Source organism: Candidatus Brocadia sinica JPN1 (genome assembly GCF_000949635.1).
Classification (GTDB): domain Bacteria; phylum Planctomycetota; class Brocadiia; order Brocadiales; family Brocadiaceae; genus Brocadia; species Brocadia sinica.
Window position 1 is genome coordinate 3,320,843 of the sequence record NZ_BAFN01000001.1, and the last position, 18,612, is coordinate 3,339,454.

The window sequence follows — 18,612 nt, forward strand, 5'->3', positions numbered from 1 at the left end:
TTGGCAGATACTAAAAGTATACATACTTTCAGTTTGTTTGATATAGTATTTAGCAAATTCCTTCTTTTCCTTTAAGCAACCGGAAAGTATCCTCATATGTGCATTCGCGGGAACCTATTGCAACAATCTTAATTAGCTTTTGGCCTGAAATCCTGCATATTATTCTAAATCTGCTGACTCGAAAACTTCTCAAATCCGCAAGTTTGTTTTTTAGTGCTTTTCCTAAATAAGGATTAGTGATTATCGGTTGTAGGGATGCCTTGATTCTTTAGATGAGGATGCAAGTTATAGTTTCTTTCCAGCGTTCAAATTCATCCGGACTCGCCAAAACAGCGGCAGGTGAACCATTTTTTGTAATTATCACCTCTTCGTCGGTGGTACTAACAGTTTCAACGAGGCTGCTTAGCTTCATCTTTGCTTCTGACAGAGATAAGGTTTTCATAATAAAAAGACCTCCATTAAAATTGACTAGAATTATGGTCATAATAGTGCAGATGGGCAAAATTGTCAATCTCTTTGTTCCCGTTTTCCTTGGGGACTTCGTGAAGTTGGTTAAAGTTGTGCTTGTGATATTCCTTTAGGGCGGTCTTGTTTGTAAGGGTATCGTCCTCTGCACCAATTTTACGCTCAAGTCATTTCAGAAAGCCTTTATTTCCTCGTTCTTCTTTAAACTATTTACATCAATCACTTGCATGACAGGATGGGCAGGAAGCCGTAAATAATGTCAGACTTTCCAAGAAAATATGTTTCAATTTTTATAATAATTATCAGCGTTGTCCGGTTAAGTAATTGCGGATGAGCGGCATTGTTGCTCTTTGAGATTATCGAGACCTGTCTGCTGACAGGTGGGATTTGGTAGATCATTTTTAAGATTGCGGGCTTCATTTTGTATTTTGATACGCAACTCTGTGGACAATGCTGAATAAATTCAAATATAAAGATAAAAAATCCTATAAGTATAACTCTTAAGACAAAAGGGAATGCCGATTTTATAGGTAACCTGAAGTAAACGAGAAAATAGCAATCACTTATTTCATCAAAGTAGGAATGATTGGCCTATGTAGAAGGGATTGAAACAGACAGACAATTAAGGATAATAGTCGTTGATTCGCTTAGGCTTCTGCTTTTGCCATCCCTGTAGCAAGGCAGAGGCGGTAATCTTAAGAATAATTAGAGGCGATGATACCCTCTTAATTTCCGGGGAAATCATCAAAGAGGTCTTAGAAGTGCTATCCACAAAATTCCATCGTGACAGAGAGGCAATCAGTGATGCAGCAGTTTACCTTTCGGGTATTGCTCAGGTGATAAATCCAACAAAAAAATTCGAGTCTTTAAAGACGATCCTGATAACAGAATCCTTGAATGTGTTTTATTTTGGTAAAGCAAATGCGATTGTAACGGGCGATAAAGAAATGTTAAAATTGAGAAAATACAAAGGGATTAAGATTATAAGCTTAAAGGAATATTTGGGCTAGCGTGAGTTTATTATGGCTGAAGGCCAAAAGCAATATAACGTTAATCCAGTCAATGTGTTAGAGAGGGTGTTAGTTGTATACACTAACACCCTGAAATTTCAGACGATTCTTGTGGAAATCCTTAATTCCTAACGCATTCATTAAAAATAATGTGTCGCTTTGAAAGATTGAAAGATTGTATATTTTAAACGTTTTTTTAACTAATTCGCGCTCTATTTTTGCAATGGATTCTACGGGCCGTATCTTAGCCATGAGTGAAAGTATAGCAATACCGATGATGTCCCAAATAGGTATGGCATAAGTACGACATGGATAAATAGAGGTTTTTGTATGTTTTTGCTATGGCAAGGCTTACAAAATACGGGCAAATAATCAAGTGGTTATTTCCAGGCATTTTCAGGCTTTTCTCTGTCTTTTTCCATTTTCTGATTTCTTTTGATCCTATCAATATTTTCAACTCGTTCATGGGAATTGATTTCTTGGTAATTCCAAAGATCTATCTGCTTCTTGCGATCTTCGTAACACAAAAAGACAATTCATACGAATTGCCTTTTTGTGTTGTCTTCAAGAATTTGCCAAATATCTGCATTTGGCTTATTGTTTTAGTGCGTTGATTTATGGCATCAGCAGTTCAATCTTTTTCAGCCTTTGAGAGTAAGTATTCGCATTTATAGCACTTCTTTTTCTCTGCCATAGCTAAGCCTATCTACAGAATATTTTCGCTTATGTAACCGCTTTTACATAAGCATTCATAGTTTTTCAGTCAGGTGCTTATTTCTTTTCTTCTATTTTCTCCTTTACCTCTTCTTTCTTTTCCCCTACCTTCTTCTTTACCTCTTCCTTCTTCTCCTCTGCACTTACAGAAATGACATTACTGCCAGCAAACATCAATGCTCCGATAAAGGCAAGACCAATACTAAACTTCTTAAACATTTTTTTCTCCTCCTCATAATTATTGAAAACTCAAACCAAACCTCCGAGAACGTTCTCGAAATACCCAATTGGCTTTTCTCTAGCACAAGTATGCTATAAATACGCTATATTTGCAATATAATCATCCTTATACAATGAAAAATAGTGTATATAATGTACCCCAAAAACTGGACAGTATGTTAAGATAGAAAATCATGCCTGGCTAAAGGCAGGCATGGAAGAGAAAAAGGTTTGGAAAGGGGGTATAAAATAAGAGGTGGAGAGGAAGCAATATAATGGGGAATTTAAGGCGAGAGTAGCGATAGAAGCGATAAAGGGGGAGAAGACTGCAAACGAGCTAGCAGGGCAATATGGGGTACACCCAACGCAGATAGCACAGTGGAAGAAGCAGGTAATAGAAGAGATACCGAGGATATTTTCGCTGAAGAAGGTGCAAGATGCCAGAAAGGAGGATGAATTGCGTGCGTCGTTGTACCAGCAGATAGGGCAATTGAAGGTTGAACTGGATTGGCTGAAAAAAAAAGTTGGGATCAACGGTTGAGGAAAGGAAGAGGTTAATAGAGCCAGAAAATGAGGAGATAAGTGTAAGTCGGCAGTGTGAGTTACTGGGGATATCCCGTTCAGTCTTTTATTATAAGGCGATTGGTGAGAGTGCATATAATCTTCAATTGATGAACCTGATAGATGAGTATTATACGGGGTATCCGTTTTATGGGGTAAGGCGGTTGACGGCATGGTTAAGAAAGGAAGGGCATGAGGTAAACCCTAAGAGGGTAAAACGGTTAATGAGGAAGATGGGATTATATGCGATCTATCCGAAGCCTTGGCTAAGTAAAGGAGGTGAAGGACACAAGAAATACCCATATTTACTCAGAGGATTGAGTATAGAGTATCCAGATCACGTGTGGTGTGCGGATATAACGTACATACGGCTCAATCAGGGGTATGTATATCTCATGGCAATAATGGACTGGTATAGTCGGTATGTGCTGTCGTGGGAGACATCAATAACCCTGGATGTGGGATTTTGTCTGGAAGCATTAGACAGGGCAATAAGGAAGGGATGCCCTGAGATATTTAACACGGACCAGGGATCGCAGTTTACGAGCAATGCGTTTACTGGGAAATTAGAGGGAGCCGGGGTAAAGATCAGCATGGATGGAAGGGGACGAGTGTTTGATAACATTTTTATAGAGCGTTTGTGGAGGTCGATAAAATACGAGGAGGTGTATTTAAAAGACTATAAGACGGTAAGAGAGGCAGTGGATGGTTTAAGGAGGTATTTTGATTTTTATAACAACGAGAGATTACATCAGTCGCTTGAATACAGAGCGCCAGCAACGCTGTATTGTAGTAACAAAAAGGCACGGAAAGGAGAGATGGTAAATACTCTTGAACTGACCGGGTAAAAATGGCAAGAAAGCAAGAACGGAGAAATGCACAGCGGATGAGCAGAAAAACTCCATTCCGCTCCGCTCCATTCCGTTTTCCTGCTCATCAAATAATTAAAAGATACTTCGCATAAACAATACTAAAATTCTATCTTATTTTTATTAAATAATTGTCTAGACAATGGGGTACACCTTAGTATGTATTTGCATACACTTCAGGTCGCATCTGATAATTGGGATCACTAAATAACGATATTCTATAAACTTTAATAACGAATTTAGCAGAAAAACAGATAGGGTAAGATACGGTGAATTACGTTGAACGAAGAGTGAGATTATGAAATTAATTGACCTGAATAAATGCAACTGCTATTATAATGCCCTGTAGCCGAAAGGAATTTTCTCAGCTTTGGCTTAAATGATTGCCACCCTGTCAAAAGTATATTTTGCAATGGATATGATACTATGCGTGTGGTGTTTGACCCATTGGTAAGAAAAGGCCTATGAAAAATAACTACTTGCGAGGTAGCTGTGTGCGGTAATCGATACTTTAGCCGTATCAAATTTGCGGCTCACGCTCAAATTGAATGTAATAAGGCGATCCATAAATTGGAATTGCTGGATATATCTTTACGAGGTGCATTGTTGCATTCCCCAACGTCTCTTCCTGTAAAAATAGGCACGAGTTGTTTATTAAAAATATACCTTCATGCGTCACATATTACATTGACGTTTCATGCGGAGCTCGTCCATCTCAATAAAAAGAATCTGGGATTGAAATTTCTAGATGCAGACATAGATACCATGACGCATCTGAGAAACCTGCTTGGCTATAATACAGGTAATCCTGACCAAATCACCCATGAACTTCATTTCTGGCTGGATTCTGTATGACAAAAGGGACAAAGTTTTCCTCTTCTCTATAACACAGCTAAGGCATCGTCCGAGACTGAAAAAATATTTAGAACTACAGACTGATGTGTGTTTAAACTTTTACGACTTCTTCCTTTTCTACCTTGTCCAATCCAAAGGCCGTATGAACTGTTCGTAATGCCCGATCAGCGTGGGCCTCGTCAATCACACAAGAAATCTTGATTTCCGAGGTGCTGATCATCTGTATGTTGATCTTCTCATCGGCCAGTACACTAAACATTTTTTCTGCCACACCGCAATGACTCCGCATACCGATGCCAACCACAGAAAGTTTTGCTATCTTGCTGTCATGTAAGACCTCCTTCGCCCCGAGGTCTTTTTTAATCTTTTCCGCGACATTCAATGCCTCTCTCAGATCGCTCCGGGGTACCGTAAACGTTACATCCGCCCGGCCCTCAATACTGGCATTCTGTATAATCATATCTACATTGATGTTTCTCTTTGCAATCTCATGAAAAATCTTGGCCGCCTGCCCCGGAACATCAGGAACAGCCCTGATGGTAATCTTTGCATCATCCTTGCTTACTGCAACACCGCTTACGACAATATTTTCCATCTCTTTAGCCTCCTTACAAATCAACGTCCCCTCTTTGTCATTGAAACTTGACCGGACATAAAGCGGAACGTTATATTTCTTCGCAAATTCAATTGAACGGGAATGCATCACCTGTGCACCTAAACTTGCCAGTTCAAGGATCTCATCGTAAGATATCGTGTTAAGTTTCCGCGCGTGTGGAACTTTCCTTGGATCGGCTGTATAGATACCATCCACATCGGTGAAAATGTCACACCGGTCAGCCTTCATAATTGCAGCCAGGGCAACAGCAGTCGTATCCGAACCCCCACGGCCTAATGTGGTAATGTTTTCATTTGCATCAATACCCTGAAATCCGGCAACAATTACTATCGTGCCATTGTCTAATTCTTTTTTTATACGCTGGGCATTGATATTTCGGATGCGTGCCTTGGTGTGATAGCTGTCAGTAACGATACCGACCTGGCCGCCGGTGAAGGAGACGGCCGGATACCCAAGGGCATGGATAGCCATGGCCACAAGGGCAATGGAGATCTGCTCTCCGGTTGACATGAGCATATCCATTTCACGTGTAGAAGGCTTGTCCGTAATTTCGTAAGCAAGCTCAATCAGCTCGTCAGTCGTCTGGCCCCTTGCCGATACTACCACAATGACCTGATTCCCTGCCTTGTATGTCTCAACAATCCGTTTCGCAGCCGCCCTGATACGCTCTGCATTGGCAACAGAAGTGCCTCCAAATTTCTGTACAATAAGTCCCATATTCCGTCCTTACCTATAGTTTCCATAGTATCGAAATTCAAACAAGTTTATTTAGAGTATTACATATTTTGTTTAAAGTCAATCCTTTTTATGGATCAAAAAGGAAATTATGCTTTACAATTTGCAAGGTATCAAATTATAATGGGAAAATTAAAATAAATTGGAAGAAATTCGTAACTATTCAGTGAAAATATTTTAAAATATGTTTGACAGGATATCCGGGACAGAGAGTCGTTTGGATTAGTTTGTGGCATATATGGCCTGTAGAGGTGGTTAGTACAGCCTACATGAGGAGAGAGCACAGACATGGACAGACTTGGTGTTGGTAAGAGGAATTCGTGCTTTTGTCGTGTCTTATAGCGCCAATAAAAAGGATGAAAAAGCCTGTGATATAATAGCCGCAGTAAATAAATGGGTGGCTCATCATACAGGCGGATTCATTGACGATAGACAATATAGACATAGAGGTAACGCTCCAAAAAGTAGAGAAGCTTCTTTCTGAAGAGAAAGTGCTGTCGCCAGCCATGAGGTCCATGGTAGAGTTATTGGTAGTAGTAATAACGCTGCTGGTTGGTCGTTTAAACCGTAACAGTCGCAACAGCAGTAAGCCTCCCTCAAGTGATCCGAATCGCAAGAGAGAAAGCAAGGCGAAGGGCGAGAGGAAGGCGGGTGGACAAAAGGGTCGTGAGGGGGTGACGCTGAAAAGGGTTGAGAACCCTGATAAGGTGGAAGTGATAAAAGTAGACCAAAGGAAGTTGCCGCGTGGGGAATATACGGTGGTGGGTTACGAAGCGCGCCAGGTGTTTGATATGAAGATTTCACGGGAGGTAACAGAGTATCGTGCAGAGATAGTAGAGGACGCGGAGGGGAACCGATTTATCGCGCCCTTTCCTGAAGGAATAACAAAGGCGGCGCAGTATGGGGCGGATTTGAAGGCGCATGCAGTATATATGTCACAGTATCAACTGATACCCTACAAGAGGATTCAGGAGTATTTTGAAGAGCAGATGTCGATGCCGGTGAGTGAAGGTTCCTTGTACAATTTTAATCAGGAAGCCTACGAATATCTGGAAATCTTTGAGGAGAAAAGCAAAGCAGAACTCACCAAGTCAGAGGTGTTGCATGTGGATGAAACGAGTATTAACAAGAACGGGGATAGATATTGGTTGCATAGCGCATCCAATAGGCAGTGGACATGTTTTTATCCTCACGAAGGGAGAGGGACAGAGGCAATAGATAGCATAGGAATATTGCCCCAATTTCGTGGGATTCTTTGTCACGACCATTTGAAGGCGTATTACACCTATCCCTGTACGCACGCGCTCTGTAATGCGCACCACCTGAGAGAATTAGAGGGTGTGTGGGAAGAGGACAATAAGCAGCAGTGGGCGAAAGAGATGAAGGCCTTGCTTGAAGAGATAAATCGTGCAACATGCGATGCCGGAGGAATGTTGGGCGCCGATGAGTCTGAAAAATATCGGCACAGGTACCGGGTGATATTGCAAAACGCAGAAGCCGAAAGCCCTCCCCCTGATGAAACAAACCGTAAGGGGAAAAGGGGGCGAGTGAAAAGGACAAAAGCCAGAAATCTTCTGGAACGATTACGAAAGTATGAGGATGATGTCCTGAGGTTTATGGACAATAAAAACGTCCCTTTTACGAATAATTTGGCTGAAAACGACATCAGGATGACAAAGGTTCAGCAGAAAATATCGGGCTGCTTTCGTTCTTTGGAGGGAGCCAGGATTTTTTGCCGCATTCGCAGCTACCTCTCAACTTGTCGAAAACAAGGGGTAAATTTGAGACAGGCATTAAAGATGCTATTTCATGGCGAATTGCCTGATTTTGTTCGCTCATAGCAATTATGAGCGAATATACGCTGAATAGTTACAGAAATTCATTAATTTTATTAGATACGCAAAAACTATTTCTTAAATATAGAGGAGACTTTTCATGAAGGGAAGCGCAAAAGTTATTGAAGTGCTGAACGATGTCCTTACAGCTGAGATAACAGCTATTAATCAGTATTTTGTACATGCCAAGATGTGCGAAAATTGGGGGTACATACTCTTATACGATGATACTGAAAAAAGGGCAATGGAAGAGATGAAACATGCGGAAAAACTGATAGAACGCATTTTATATCTGGAAGGCATTCCAATCATTACCAAAATCGAAAAAATCAACGTAGGAAACGCAGTAAAAGAGCAAGCCGAGAACGATTATGGGCTGGAAAAGGTTGCAATTCAAAGACTTCAAAAGGCCATTAAACTCTGCATTGATGAAAGCGATGCAGGTTCACGTGAATTGCTCGAACACATCCTCCTTGATGAAGAAAATCATGCCAATGACTTAGAAGCATACCTGCAAATGATCAAAGACATGGGAATTGAGAATTTTTTAACAACACAGGTTCATAAAAAAGAAAATTCGTAATACTTCACCAGAGGGCATGGAGAACGCTGAGAAATTTAAAGAAAAGGTTGAATTCGCATAATTCTGCCTGTTTATCCTCTAGCAATCTCTGTGACGTTTGACTGATCTCACGCCGAAGACTCACGACGAAGTCTCGGCGTTTTCTGGTTCGAAAATTTCTTATTAAACGACGCTGTGGTGTTTCAGTGTATCCTCTCACCGAAACATCTAAGATATTTTCGCGGTTTCCAGGCGCAAGAACGGCATGATGACAGTGGTGGAATGAACTGTTACAAAATTTGATTCCCCTCTCTAGGCATTACAGGGGTTTTTGAACATGTCGATGCATATAAAACTCCGAGTTACCGCATTCACCGCACAGAGAAATTTTTTCACGTTTCTTCATATATTTTATCAATGTTGTAACGAAGGTTGCATGGCTCCAGGTGAGAGGTGATACGGATAATGGCGCGTTGGTGTAAGGATCGACTTGTTCCGCAAGAACACCCGACGGTAAGGCTCTATCCACTACCCAGTCCAGAATTGGCAGTGCATCGTTCAGTTCTGTCAAATTTTTTGCCCGCATAATGCCATACTCTGCCAGCCACATGGTACAAATAAACCAGGGATTCCCGGGGATACGTCCTGAATCGGTACCGACACGGTGATAGTAATCATTCGTGTACCTTGCAATCCCTCCTACTGAAGTCTTCACCTGCAACTTTTCCTTCACAGCATTCATCGTTGACACGATCATGGATTCTTCCGGGCTAAAAACATCAAACGCTGCTAACCCGAAAAGGCTTGCATCCACTGTCATATCGAGTTCATATCCATTTGCAGTCCTTTTCCCCATTCTCGCAAATCGCCCTTGCTCTTTATGAAAGAAATGCGTTACTAATGCATTTTTCATTTTGTCCGCAATTTCATAATAGTTATTGCCGTACTCATGCTCTCCAAAAGCACGGGCAAAGTTGCCTGCCGCTCGCAACCCTGCGATGACAGCCGATGCCGTAAAGGTATGCACTCCATAGCGCTCTTCCCATAAATCATATGAATTCAGTGGTAAGCCGGTTTCCTCGTCTCTGAATTTAACCATAAATTCCGCTGCGTTGATGATAAAACTCCTATACAGTGGTTTTACAAACTCGATGTCCCTGAATTCATCGTAATGATTCCACAGCGCCCAAATAACCAGGGCAATTCCATCTTCCTGGATGGGAAGACTCTTTTTGTCATCCTTCAACCAGGGATGCCACGAACTGGCGAAAGACCTGTCTGGATTATATTTATGGAGTAAATAACCTTCTTTGGAAATAACATCAGCACAAAATTGAAAGAATCGTTTTGTCGTGTCCATATATCCCGATTTAATGAGGGCATTGGCAACCAGGGCGCCATCCCGTGGCCACATATAAGAATATGTATCCCTGCCTACCTGGACAATATCAGAATCATTTGCCGCAATGATGGCGCCATTGTTGTCAATCTGTGTCCGGATGATCAACAGGCTTCTTTTGAAAAATGAAACAAGCCTCTGAGGGAGATCGTGGAAATTAAATACCTCTTTATTGACCCACAGTTTCCAGTAGTTTTCAGTACGGCGAATCAATTCTTCCGGTGTTTTTTCCCAGATATCCTTATTGAGCTTTGCGACTTCACTGTACTTCATCCCTGCCGCAATCCAATAATGGGCGACGTTCTCACCATGTGCTCTTATCTGAAGATTAATGCCAAGGGTTGAATCAACGGAACCCTGGGCAATGGGATTGCCACTTAACATACCGTCCTCTGCATCCTTCCACGTCCCTTCAGCGCCATGTACTTCCTTGATTCCCGTGGCAAAATGGTCTATACCGCATTTGGCAGGATCACAACAATTAATCAGAAAATACCGCTGGGACTTATAATGAATAATAGACCTTGTATCCGGGTCGTAATACGCTGTATCCCCAACTTCATTTTCATAAATGTGAAAATCATGATTGAAAAACAATCGTACTTCTCGGTCCCTTCCCTCTAAATTTCTTACGACAATTTCCTTCACAAAAATATTTAAATGAAAATCCACGGTATCATACATCTGAAGCTCTATCTTCAACCGATCGTTTCTTGCCTTTACATTCGTTACCAGCGTATCTTCTTTGTATCGTAATGTCTTTTGCCATTCTCCTTCTATCCAGCTAAATTGACCATCAACCCACACCCCCATGCGGCAGGGATGCCCTATCGTATGATTCTCCTTTCCTACATAAGGATAATAGAGGTCACGGATCTGATATTCCCGATCAAAGGTAACCAGCATCGAACCATTTCCTACAGGTATGTCTCTGGGCATATATTTTCCTTCCTTAAATTTTCTGGAATTTTGGGATTTATATGGAAATTGTTATTTGTAATTTGAGATCTCTCACTCTCTATTGAGCAGGTAACAAAAAACGTACCCTTCTTTATGACAGATTCAAAACCAGGAGTTTTGGTTCTGTCATCTCTTCCATGGCATAGCCGACCCTTCACATTCTCTACCTGACTCCTTAACACTCCCGTAGGGTATATTATCGGCTTGGAACGAGGTACATCATTAACAATCACACCACCAACCTCCAGATGCTCATAGGCGTAGGAAACATGTCTTATGTTATTGGTGAACACACTCGCCCGTAATCCATAGATAGAATCATTGATCTGCATCACTGCCTCTTCGAAGGTATCGTGTCCTGAAATCGTTAAAGCTGGTGCAAATAATTCGTTTCTGCTCACTTTCATCTGGGGAGTAGTGCTGGTAATTACTGCCGGCTCATAGAAAGTACCTTTCCGTCACAAAATTGTTTTTGATTTCACCACTATCATTATCGAAGCCGTGCAAACGGATTTTATCTCCGGGCCAGTTTACCAGCAGCCATGCGGTCCACGATGAACAAAAGCCTGCCATTTACTGGCCGTATGATCTGTGACGGAAATCGTTGCGGCTGGTATTCACCCTCTAGCACATCCCTCAACACAGAGGCCTTTGACTCACCAGAAATCAAAAAAATAACATTGGTAGCCTGGTTAATTACAGGAACCGTTAAGGTAAGACGATATGCATTGAGCTTCTCGACATAGTTGGCAGAGACTAAACGATCCGTTTCTTCAAGTGCAGATGTCCATGGAAAGAGTGAAGCGGTATGTCCATCCTCTCCCATGCCGAGTACAATCAGGTCAAAACGAGGCAACTCTCCCTCATTTGGGTGAAAAAATGCCCATATCGTTTGTTCGTATTCCATAGCTGCGTGAACAGGATCTTCTTGTTCTGCGGGCATACGATGAATGTTCTTTTTCGGAATCGGAACCTTGTTAAGCAGCAATTCACGAATCATGCGGTAATTACTATCAGGATGATCCGGTGGAACACAGCGCTCGTCACTCCAGAACAAATGCACCTTTGACCAGGGTACCCGTTCGCGATATTGATCACCGGCCAACACCGTGTAAAGTCCTCTGGGAGTAGAGCCACCGGATAGCGCAACAGTAAAAATCCCCTTTGCCTGCATTTTTTGTCCGGCCTGGCGAACAAACTCATCTGCTGCAAAGCGGCTTAACTCATCGGGGTTAGCTACAACCAGGATTTTGCGATTGACAGATACCTTGGTCATATTTCCTCGTAGCGCTGTATAGTTACAATCATTTTAACACCATCCAAAAAGTCTGCAAACAATACAAAATTTAAGCTTAGGAATTTCAAACTTTTCGCCTCCCCCTTAGTCGCCTTCACGAGGGAAACAATAACTGTCCCCCGCTGGCGGGAGCGAAGGGGGTGGACTGTCATTGCGAAAATAGACATTTTCAGTAGCTGAAGGCCTAGAATGTAAATCCCCCAGGGTTATCAGGTGTCTGTATCACAAATAGAGTAAAAATTGTGTCCGTTGCTGCCGGTGTCTCTCATCAAAGTTATCTATCACATTTCCTCCATTCCCGGCCGTCCCTCGCCATCAAATCATCTGCCTCCTGTGGACCCCAGGTGCCTGCAGCGTAGTTGGGAAACTTTCGATGCGGCAATGCCTTCCATACATCCTGTATTGTCGACACCACGCTCCAGGCGGCTTCGACCATATCGGCGCGCTGAAATAAGGTTGCATCTCCCAGCATGCAATCGTACAATAACCTCTCATGTCCGGTGCTAGGTGTCCTTCCAAAATAATCCTCGTACTTAAACTCCATATCAACCGTTCCCAGGCGCACAAGTGGTCCAGGGATTTTAGCGCCAAAGTTGAGTGAAATGCCTTCATCAGGCTGAATATGGAGCACCAGTAGGTTTGGTTTCAGATGCTCCACACTGGTTTTACGGAATAGCACAAAGGGGGCGCGTTTGAATTGAATGGCGATTTCGGTAACACGACAGGGAAGCCGTTTGCCGGTACGCAGGTAAAATGGCACGTTCGCCCATCGCCAGTTATCGATATACAGCTTCAGCGCTACAAAGGTCTCGATAAAAGAGTCGGGTGGAACACTGGGTTCTGCCCGGTAAGCGGGTACTCTCTGGCCCTTAACAGTCCCTTCTCCATATTGCCCCCTTACGGTATACCTGAGAACTTCTTCAGGGGACATGGACTGGATGGCACGCAAAATCTTTACCTGCTCGTCACGTACAGCATCTGCTTCAAAAGAGATCGGTGGTTCCATTGCTGTGAGGGTAACCAGTTGAAAGATATGATTTGGCACCATGTCTCTCAGCGCTCCCGCTTTGTCATAGTAATCACCACGCTGTCCCACACCAATATCCTCGGCAACCGTTATTTGCACGTAGTCAATGTAGCGGTGATTCCAAATAGGTTCAAAGATGCCGTTGGCAAAACGGAAGACCATAATATTTTGCACAGTTTCCTTACCAAGGTAGTGGTCAATGCGATAAGTCTGACTCTCGCTCAGCACCTTTCTGATTTCATGGTTGAGGGCGCGGGCGGACTCGATATCCCGCCCGAACGGCTTTTCAATGATAACGCGACGCCAGCGGCCATTTTCTTCATGTGCAAGTCCGGCAGCGCCGATTTGTTGAATAATTTGCGAAAACAAATCAGGGGCTGTTGCAAGGTAATAAAGATAGTTCCCCCCGGTGCCATGCTCTTGGTCCAGTTCCGACAGTAGGCCCTGAAGCCGTTGGTAGGCGTTTGGGTCCTGAATATCCCCCGACAAATAATAGAGCCGTTGGATGAACCAATTCCACAGATCAGGATCAACCGAACCCGTAGCGAACTCTTTTATGTCTTTGCTGATCTTCTCCCGGAACTCTTCGTGGCTCATTTCGCTACGGGAAAATCCAACGACAGCAAATTCTCTGGACAATAAACGCTCACTTGCCAGATTGTAAAGCGCTGGAATGAGCTTACGTTTTGCCAGGTCCCCGGAAGCACCAAAGATTACCATGACGCAAGGGTCGCTGGCTTTTCCCAGCGGTTCACTGACAATACTCTTTTCATCTGTGCGATCCATTCTATCCTCTTTTCATTGAAACCTGCGATTATTAAAAAAACTTTTTCCTATTCTCTCTTCTCACATTGTGCTGTCAGGTGGCTGTAACGAGTTTCTAACGCTTTGATCTTTTCCAGCCTTCGGCGGTGGCGCTCTTCTCCGGTAAATTCAGCTCCCACGAACACCCGAACGAGTTCTTTTGCCAGCTCAAGCCCAGCAACACATGAGCCCAGTACCAGAATATTCATATCGTCATGTTCCACACCCTGGTGAGCTGAATACGTATCATGACAAAGCCCTGCACGGATGCCAGGTATCTTGGTCGCTGCCACTGAAGCGCCGACACCGCTGCAGCAAATCAGGACACCTCGATCTGCCTGGCCATTGTGAATCGCTAACCCAACGGCCTCGGCAAAATCGGGATAGTCTACCGGGTCCCTGTTGTATGTGCCCAAATCTACAACGTGATATCCCTGCCGGCGAAGAAAAGCAGTCAGGTACTCCTTCAATTCGAATCCAGCATGATCAGACCCAATAGCAATTCGCATATTCTACCTCCATTTCACCAATAAACATCAAGATAGTTACCAAACAGCGATCTGTCAAGAAAATATAAGGCTAAGTCTGTTGCAAAAGTATATGAGCATATTGTGCGCTTAAAAAAGGAATGTTCATCTACCCCCTTATTTTCTATTGATTTCTTGAAAGTTAATAGCTATATTGAACCGATGTAATTATTCAGCCAAAATGAAACTTTGCAATAAGAATGCACCCTTTAATTGTTTGACTGAGCGTTCACGATGAAGTTGTCTCCCGTAAGAATGGGTGGATGTAATTATATTCTCTTCGGCTAACAAAACTATAATTCCTCAAACTTTTTTAGTTTTGCCTTCATTCAGGCTATATAGTATTATTTTTAAAAAAATAGAGTCACAGAATACATCGCGATAAAGGTAAACCCTGAGCAATCAGGGGACGCAAAGTAAAGGGTCTTAGCTAAAAAATGGTTTAAACGGTCGAACGGTTTAAACCGTTTAAGCGGCTAAAAATAAGACAGCCTTACTGCCGAAGATGTTTTATATGGTATCTTTGCAGTAAGGCTTTATTGTTCTAAAGATATTTATGAAAAAGCATTCGCATACTGTAGCCATATCTTTTATGGAAAACGTGAAGTCGACTAATCATTATTACAAAAACCACCCCCTTAACGTCAGAAAGGAGGCAGAAAGGTTATGAAAAACATATCTTTTGTCCCTATCCAGGTCAAGTTTAGCATTCTTTCGTGCATAGCGATTTTCTTTTCACTGGTATTGACCGCTAGCAATACTTCATTGGCATCTGTAGTCCCCCAACTAGCAGGGGGAGGACATCATAGTCTTGTATTGAAACCAGACGGTACAGTCTGGGCATGGGGACGCAATGATTTTGGCCAATTAGGTAACGGTACCACCAGCGACAGTACAATTCCCATACAGGTAAATACCGTCCCGGGAAAGACAGGTAATTTTAACGGTATCACCGCTATAGCTGGTGGTTGGTCTTACAGTGTAGCCCTAAAATTCGATGGTACGGTCTGGGGATGGGGAAGGAATGATTTTGGCCAATTGGGTAACGGAACTACCAATGATAGCGCTGTTCCCGTACAGGTAAACAATCTTAGCGATGCTGCTGCCCTTGCTGGCGGAGGATTTCACGGTCTTGCCCTGAGGTCGGATGGCACAGTCTGGGGATGGGGAAGGAATGATTTTGGCCAATTGGGTAACGGAACTACCAATGATAGCGCTGCCCCCGTACAGGTAAGCAATCTTAGCGATGTTGCTGCCCTTGCTGGCGGAGGATTTCACAGCCTTGCCCTAAAGTCGGATGGCACAGTCTGGGGATGGGGAAGGAATGATTTTGGCCAATTGGGTAACGGAACTACCAATGATAGCGCTACCCCCGTACAGGTAAGCAATCTTAGCGATGTTGCTGCCCTTGCTGGCGGAAGATTTCACAGCCTTGCCCTAAAGTCGGATGGTACGGTCTGGGCATGGGGACAAAATGATTCCGGTCAATTGGGTAATGGAACCGCCGGTAATAGTACAGTACCTGGACAAGTGAAGAATCTTAGTAATGTCATTGCCATTGAACGTGGGCGTTCTCACAGTCTGGCTGCAAAATCAGACGGTACGGTTTGGGGATGGGGAGATAACTCTTATGGACAACTCGGGAACGGAGCGACTAGTAATAGTACAGTCCCTGTTCAGGTAAAGAATCTGAGTGATGTTGCCGTTATTGGAGGCGGAGGATTTCATAGTCTTGGATTAAAATCTGAAGGTACGGTATGGGCTTGGGGACGAAATAACTCTGGTCAACTGGGAGACGGGACTACCAAAGACAGCGCTATCCCTGTACAAGTTTTTATTGACCTGTCGATTGAAACGGGTAATATTGCTGGTGTTGTGAAAGATGCAACAATTGGGGCAGGCATTAATAATGCGACAGTTACACTTGATGATCAAAGTAATACAACCACTACGAGCAGGATTCGGGGGCAAGATGGAGTGTATAAATTCCGTGATGTATCTGCCGGAAACCATACTCTATCAGTGCAGGCAACTGGTTTTGAGACGGGTACACAATCCATTACGGTAGAGAAAGGGCAGCCAAATCCAAAAACAGGAAGAAATATTTTTAACTTTGCCCTAATCTCCACGGCGTTCCCAACACCTACACCCACACCCGGAACAGGCAATCTCGGAGGGCAGGTAACGGACGTAGGGACAGGGGGAGGCATTGTTGGCGCGACGGTATCGACCGATACGGGGCTTACAACCACTACAGTCAAAAACGGCGCCTACGCATTCCGCAACATTGCCGCCGGAGATTACACACTTACTGCGTCTGCAACAGGCTATACATCTGCATCCCAGTCTGCTACGGTAACAACAGGCAAGAACACCAGGGCTGATTTCGCATTGACATCTGGAGGGACGCCCACACCAACGCCTGGGACAGGTAACCTTGGCGGTCAGGTAACGGACGTGGGAACAGGAGGAGGCATTGTTGGCGCGACGGTATCGACCGATACGGGGCTTACAACCACTACAGTCAAAAACGGCGCCTACGCATTCCGCAACATTGCCACCGGAGATTACACACTTACTGCGTCTGCAACAGGCTATACATCTGCATCCCAGTCTGCTACGGTAACAACAGGCAAGAACACCAGGGCTGATTTTGCATTGATATCTGGAGGGACGCCCACACCTACACCAACGCCTGCACAGACCCCAACACCAGGAACAGGCAATCTCGCGGGACAGGTGACAGACACCGGGACAGGGGCAGGTATTGTTGGCGCAACGGTATCGACCGATACAGGACTCACAACCACAACGGTTAAAAATGGTATTTATACATTTCGTGACATAACCGCAGGTGACTACATTCTTACGGTATTTGCAACGGGTTATGGGCTGGCTTCTCAGTCTGCAACCGTTGTTGCAGGTAAAAACACACGGGCTGATTTTGCTTTGATACCAGAAATACCCACGCCAACACCAGAAGCAACCCCAACACCAACATGCGAAGCTGACCTGTTAGTGGCGTCTTCAAAAAGACTAAGATTACAAACAGAGGAAAGCGCCGAAGAAACAATAACGGTGTTCTGTGAGAACGATATCCCTCTTGCAGGCGAAACGATAACGTGGAAGATTAAGTCTGGTAGAAAACGGATAACGATTACACCTGACAGTGCCGTAACAAACGCTAACGGCGAGGCCAGATTCACGATTACAGCTACAGACAGGATCGGTGATGCAAAGATCAAATTCGAAGGTGAATCAGCCGATCTAAAGACAACAGTAACCGTAAAGGTTATAGAGTAAATCGTCTCCCTGTCACATAACACAGATAACAGTTCACCCTTTCCTCTGTCAAGGGGAAAGGGTGCTAATCTATCAACAATACAGGGAAGGTGAATATATCATAACACAGCACCGCCGCATCCAAATACTATGTAACTTGAAAGCTGCAAACCACAGAGGTCACAGAGATTTTTATTCTCTAAAAAATTTTTTGAAATTGCCTTTCCTACCCACCGATCATCTGTTTTTCCCTTTTCAATCTCCAAAAGCCTTTCCAAAATTTCTTCAATACCTTCTGTCTCCCAATGTGAAAACTTATCGATCATTAGCAGAATTGGACCAAATGCCGGATTGGAAGTATTTAATGCATATTTCCAGCATTCAATTACCTTATTAGGACGAACGTGCATCCATTTTTCCAGAGCAAATAAAAGCGTTACTTTTACTGAATCATTTTCTTTCTTGGTTAGTATAGCCTCCGTCAATGCTGAATGTAAGGTATCGAACCATTCTGGTGAAGTAACCATTTGTAAAAATCGATTAAAGAGATTGGGATAGCTCACATGAATCTTCTTAACAAGATTAAACTCAACATTGGTAATTGGTGATAACTCTGCAAGTCAACAAGCAACCTTTTTAAATGATAAGCTACTTTGTCATTTCCTAAAATCTGTATCATTTTTCTGGAAAAATTCTTGTTATCCATCGAGTGGAGGTAAAATAAAAATGTCCTGATAGAGGGGCGGATAAAAGGCAACTGCGGGTGTTCCATAATAAACACTTGCAGGGTTTTGCCTTCATTAAGGTACGATCAGATCATCAGATAATCCAGCAGCGTCTGATGTGCAAATGAGAGTCTATCACTGAATGAATCT

17 protein-coding genes and 1 riboswitch are annotated in these 18,612 nt (G+C 43.3%); of the genes, 6 read left to right on the forward strand and 11 right to left on the reverse strand.

Annotated features, from left to right (window positions below; genetic code table 11):
• Positions 1-49: 49 nt before the first annotated feature.
• Together BROSI_RS21465 and BROSI_RS15190 are read right to left on the reverse strand one after the other, a co-directional pair.
• Entirely contained in the window at positions 50-265 is a 216-nt protein-coding gene (locus BROSI_RS21465; protein WP_082059235.1) for a type II toxin-antitoxin system RelE family toxin, read from the reverse strand.
• Between the two features lie 3 nt (positions 266-268).
• The gene (locus tag BROSI_RS15190) at positions 269-442 is read right to left on the reverse strand and encodes a type II toxin-antitoxin system Phd/YefM family antitoxin (protein ID WP_082059236.1); all 174 of its coding nucleotides are present in this window, start codon (positions 440-442) and stop codon (positions 269-271) included.
• Between the two features lie 661 nt (positions 443-1,103).
• Here BROSI_RS15190 and BROSI_RS15200 point away from each other — a divergent pair.
• A complete protein-coding gene (locus BROSI_RS15200; protein WP_052564626.1) occupies positions 1,104-1,475 on the forward strand; it encodes a putative toxin-antitoxin system toxin component, PIN family in 372 nt (123 codons plus the stop codon).
• Between the two features lie 244 nt (positions 1,476-1,719).
• On the opposite strand, the gene BROSI_RS19995 is transcribed toward BROSI_RS15200, so the two are convergent.
• Both BROSI_RS19995 and BROSI_RS20000 read right to left on the reverse strand, forming a co-directional pair.
• Positions 1,720-1,941, reverse strand: coding sequence for a hypothetical protein (locus BROSI_RS19995; RefSeq protein ID WP_157842558.1), 222 nt, complete (start codon positions 1,939-1,941; stop codon positions 1,720-1,722).
• A 305-nt stretch (positions 1,942-2,246) separates the two neighbouring features.
• On the reverse strand, positions 2,247-2,408 hold the full coding sequence (locus tag BROSI_RS20000; RefSeq protein ID WP_157842559.1) for a hypothetical protein: 162 nt from the start codon (positions 2,406-2,408) through the stop codon (positions 2,247-2,249).
• 256 nt (positions 2,409-2,664) lie between these two features.
• On the opposite strand from BROSI_RS20000, the gene BROSI_RS19250 reads away from it, so the two are divergent.
• A protein-coding gene (locus BROSI_RS19250) for an IS3 family transposase (protein ID WP_420886059.1) occupies positions 2,665-3,817 on the forward strand; the annotation gives its coding sequence in 2 pieces (ribosomal slippage) (positions 2,665-2,933 and positions 2,932-3,817; 1,155 coding nt in all).
• A 513-nt stretch (positions 3,818-4,330) separates the two neighbouring features.
• Entirely contained in the window at positions 4,331-4,693 is a 363-nt protein-coding gene (locus tag BROSI_RS15220) for a PilZ domain-containing protein (protein ID WP_157842560.1), read from the forward strand.
• 91 nt (positions 4,694-4,784) lie between these two features.
• On the opposite strand, the gene BROSI_RS15225 is transcribed toward BROSI_RS15220, so the two are convergent.
• A complete protein-coding gene (locus tag BROSI_RS15225; RefSeq protein WP_052564629.1) occupies positions 4,785-6,026 on the reverse strand; it encodes an aspartate kinase in 1,242 nt (413 codons plus the stop codon).
• A 440-nt stretch (positions 6,027-6,466) separates the two neighbouring features.
• On the opposite strand from BROSI_RS15225, the gene tnpC reads away from it, so the two are divergent.
• Both tnpC and bfr read left to right on the forward strand, forming a co-directional pair.
• Complete coding sequence (gene tnpC, locus BROSI_RS15230; RefSeq protein WP_052561421.1) at positions 6,467-7,885, forward strand: IS66 family transposase; 1,419 nt, start codon at positions 6,467-6,469, stop codon at positions 7,883-7,885.
• 94 nt (positions 7,886-7,979) lie between these two features.
• Positions 7,980-8,462, forward strand: coding sequence for a bacterioferritin (bfr, locus tag BROSI_RS15235; RefSeq protein ID WP_052564630.1), 483 nt, complete (start codon positions 7,980-7,982; stop codon positions 8,460-8,462).
• A 298-nt stretch (positions 8,463-8,760) separates the two neighbouring features.
• On the opposite strand, the gene BROSI_RS15240 is transcribed toward bfr, so the two are convergent.
• The 5 genes from BROSI_RS15240 to rpiB all read right to left on the reverse strand — a co-directional run bounded on the left by BROSI_RS15240 (position 8,761) and on the right by rpiB (position 14,437).
• Positions 8,761-10,779 (reverse strand): glycoside hydrolase family 15 protein, encoded by a 2,019-nt coding sequence (locus BROSI_RS15240; RefSeq protein WP_052564631.1) that lies wholly within the window; start codon positions 10,777-10,779, stop codon positions 8,761-8,763.
• Complete coding sequence (locus BROSI_RS15245; RefSeq protein ID WP_052564632.1) at positions 10,758-11,207, reverse strand: aldehyde dehydrogenase family protein; 450 nt, start codon at positions 11,205-11,207, stop codon at positions 10,758-10,760. Before BROSI_RS15245 ends, BROSI_RS15240 begins: the two co-directional genes overlap by 22 nt.
• A 107-nt stretch (positions 11,208-11,314) precedes the next feature.
• Positions 11,315-12,076, reverse strand: coding sequence for a 6-phosphogluconolactonase (gene pgl, locus BROSI_RS15250; protein ID WP_052564633.1), 762 nt, complete (start codon positions 12,074-12,076; stop codon positions 11,315-11,317).
• A gap of 295 nt (positions 12,077-12,371) precedes the next feature.
• The gene (gene zwf / locus BROSI_RS15260; RefSeq protein WP_052564635.1) at positions 12,372-13,910 is read right to left on the reverse strand and encodes a glucose-6-phosphate dehydrogenase; all 1,539 of its coding nucleotides are present in this window, start codon (positions 13,908-13,910) and stop codon (positions 12,372-12,374) included.
• A gap of 47 nt (positions 13,911-13,957) precedes the next feature.
• Entirely contained in the window at positions 13,958-14,437 is a 480-nt protein-coding gene (rpiB, locus tag BROSI_RS15265; protein WP_052564636.1) for a ribose 5-phosphate isomerase B, read from the reverse strand.
• 394 nt (positions 14,438-14,831) lie between these two features.
• Positions 14,832-14,959, forward strand: a riboswitch (cyclic di-GMP riboswitch).
• 162 nt (positions 14,960-15,121) lie between these two features.
• On the opposite strand from rpiB, the gene BROSI_RS19255 reads away from it, so the two are divergent.
• On the forward strand, positions 15,122-17,758 hold the full coding sequence (locus tag BROSI_RS19255) for an RCC1 domain-containing protein (RefSeq protein WP_082059239.1): 2,637 nt from the start codon (positions 15,122-15,124) through the stop codon (positions 17,756-17,758).
• Positions 17,759-17,856: 98 nt separating this feature from the next.
• Here the strand turns inward: BROSI_RS19255 and BROSI_RS15275 are convergent, their stop codons facing one another.
• The gene (locus BROSI_RS15275) at positions 17,857-18,300 is read right to left on the reverse strand and encodes a hypothetical protein (protein ID WP_052564637.1); all 444 of its coding nucleotides are present in this window, start codon (positions 18,298-18,300) and stop codon (positions 17,857-17,859) included.
• Between the last annotated feature and the right edge of the window lie 312 nt (positions 18,301-18,612).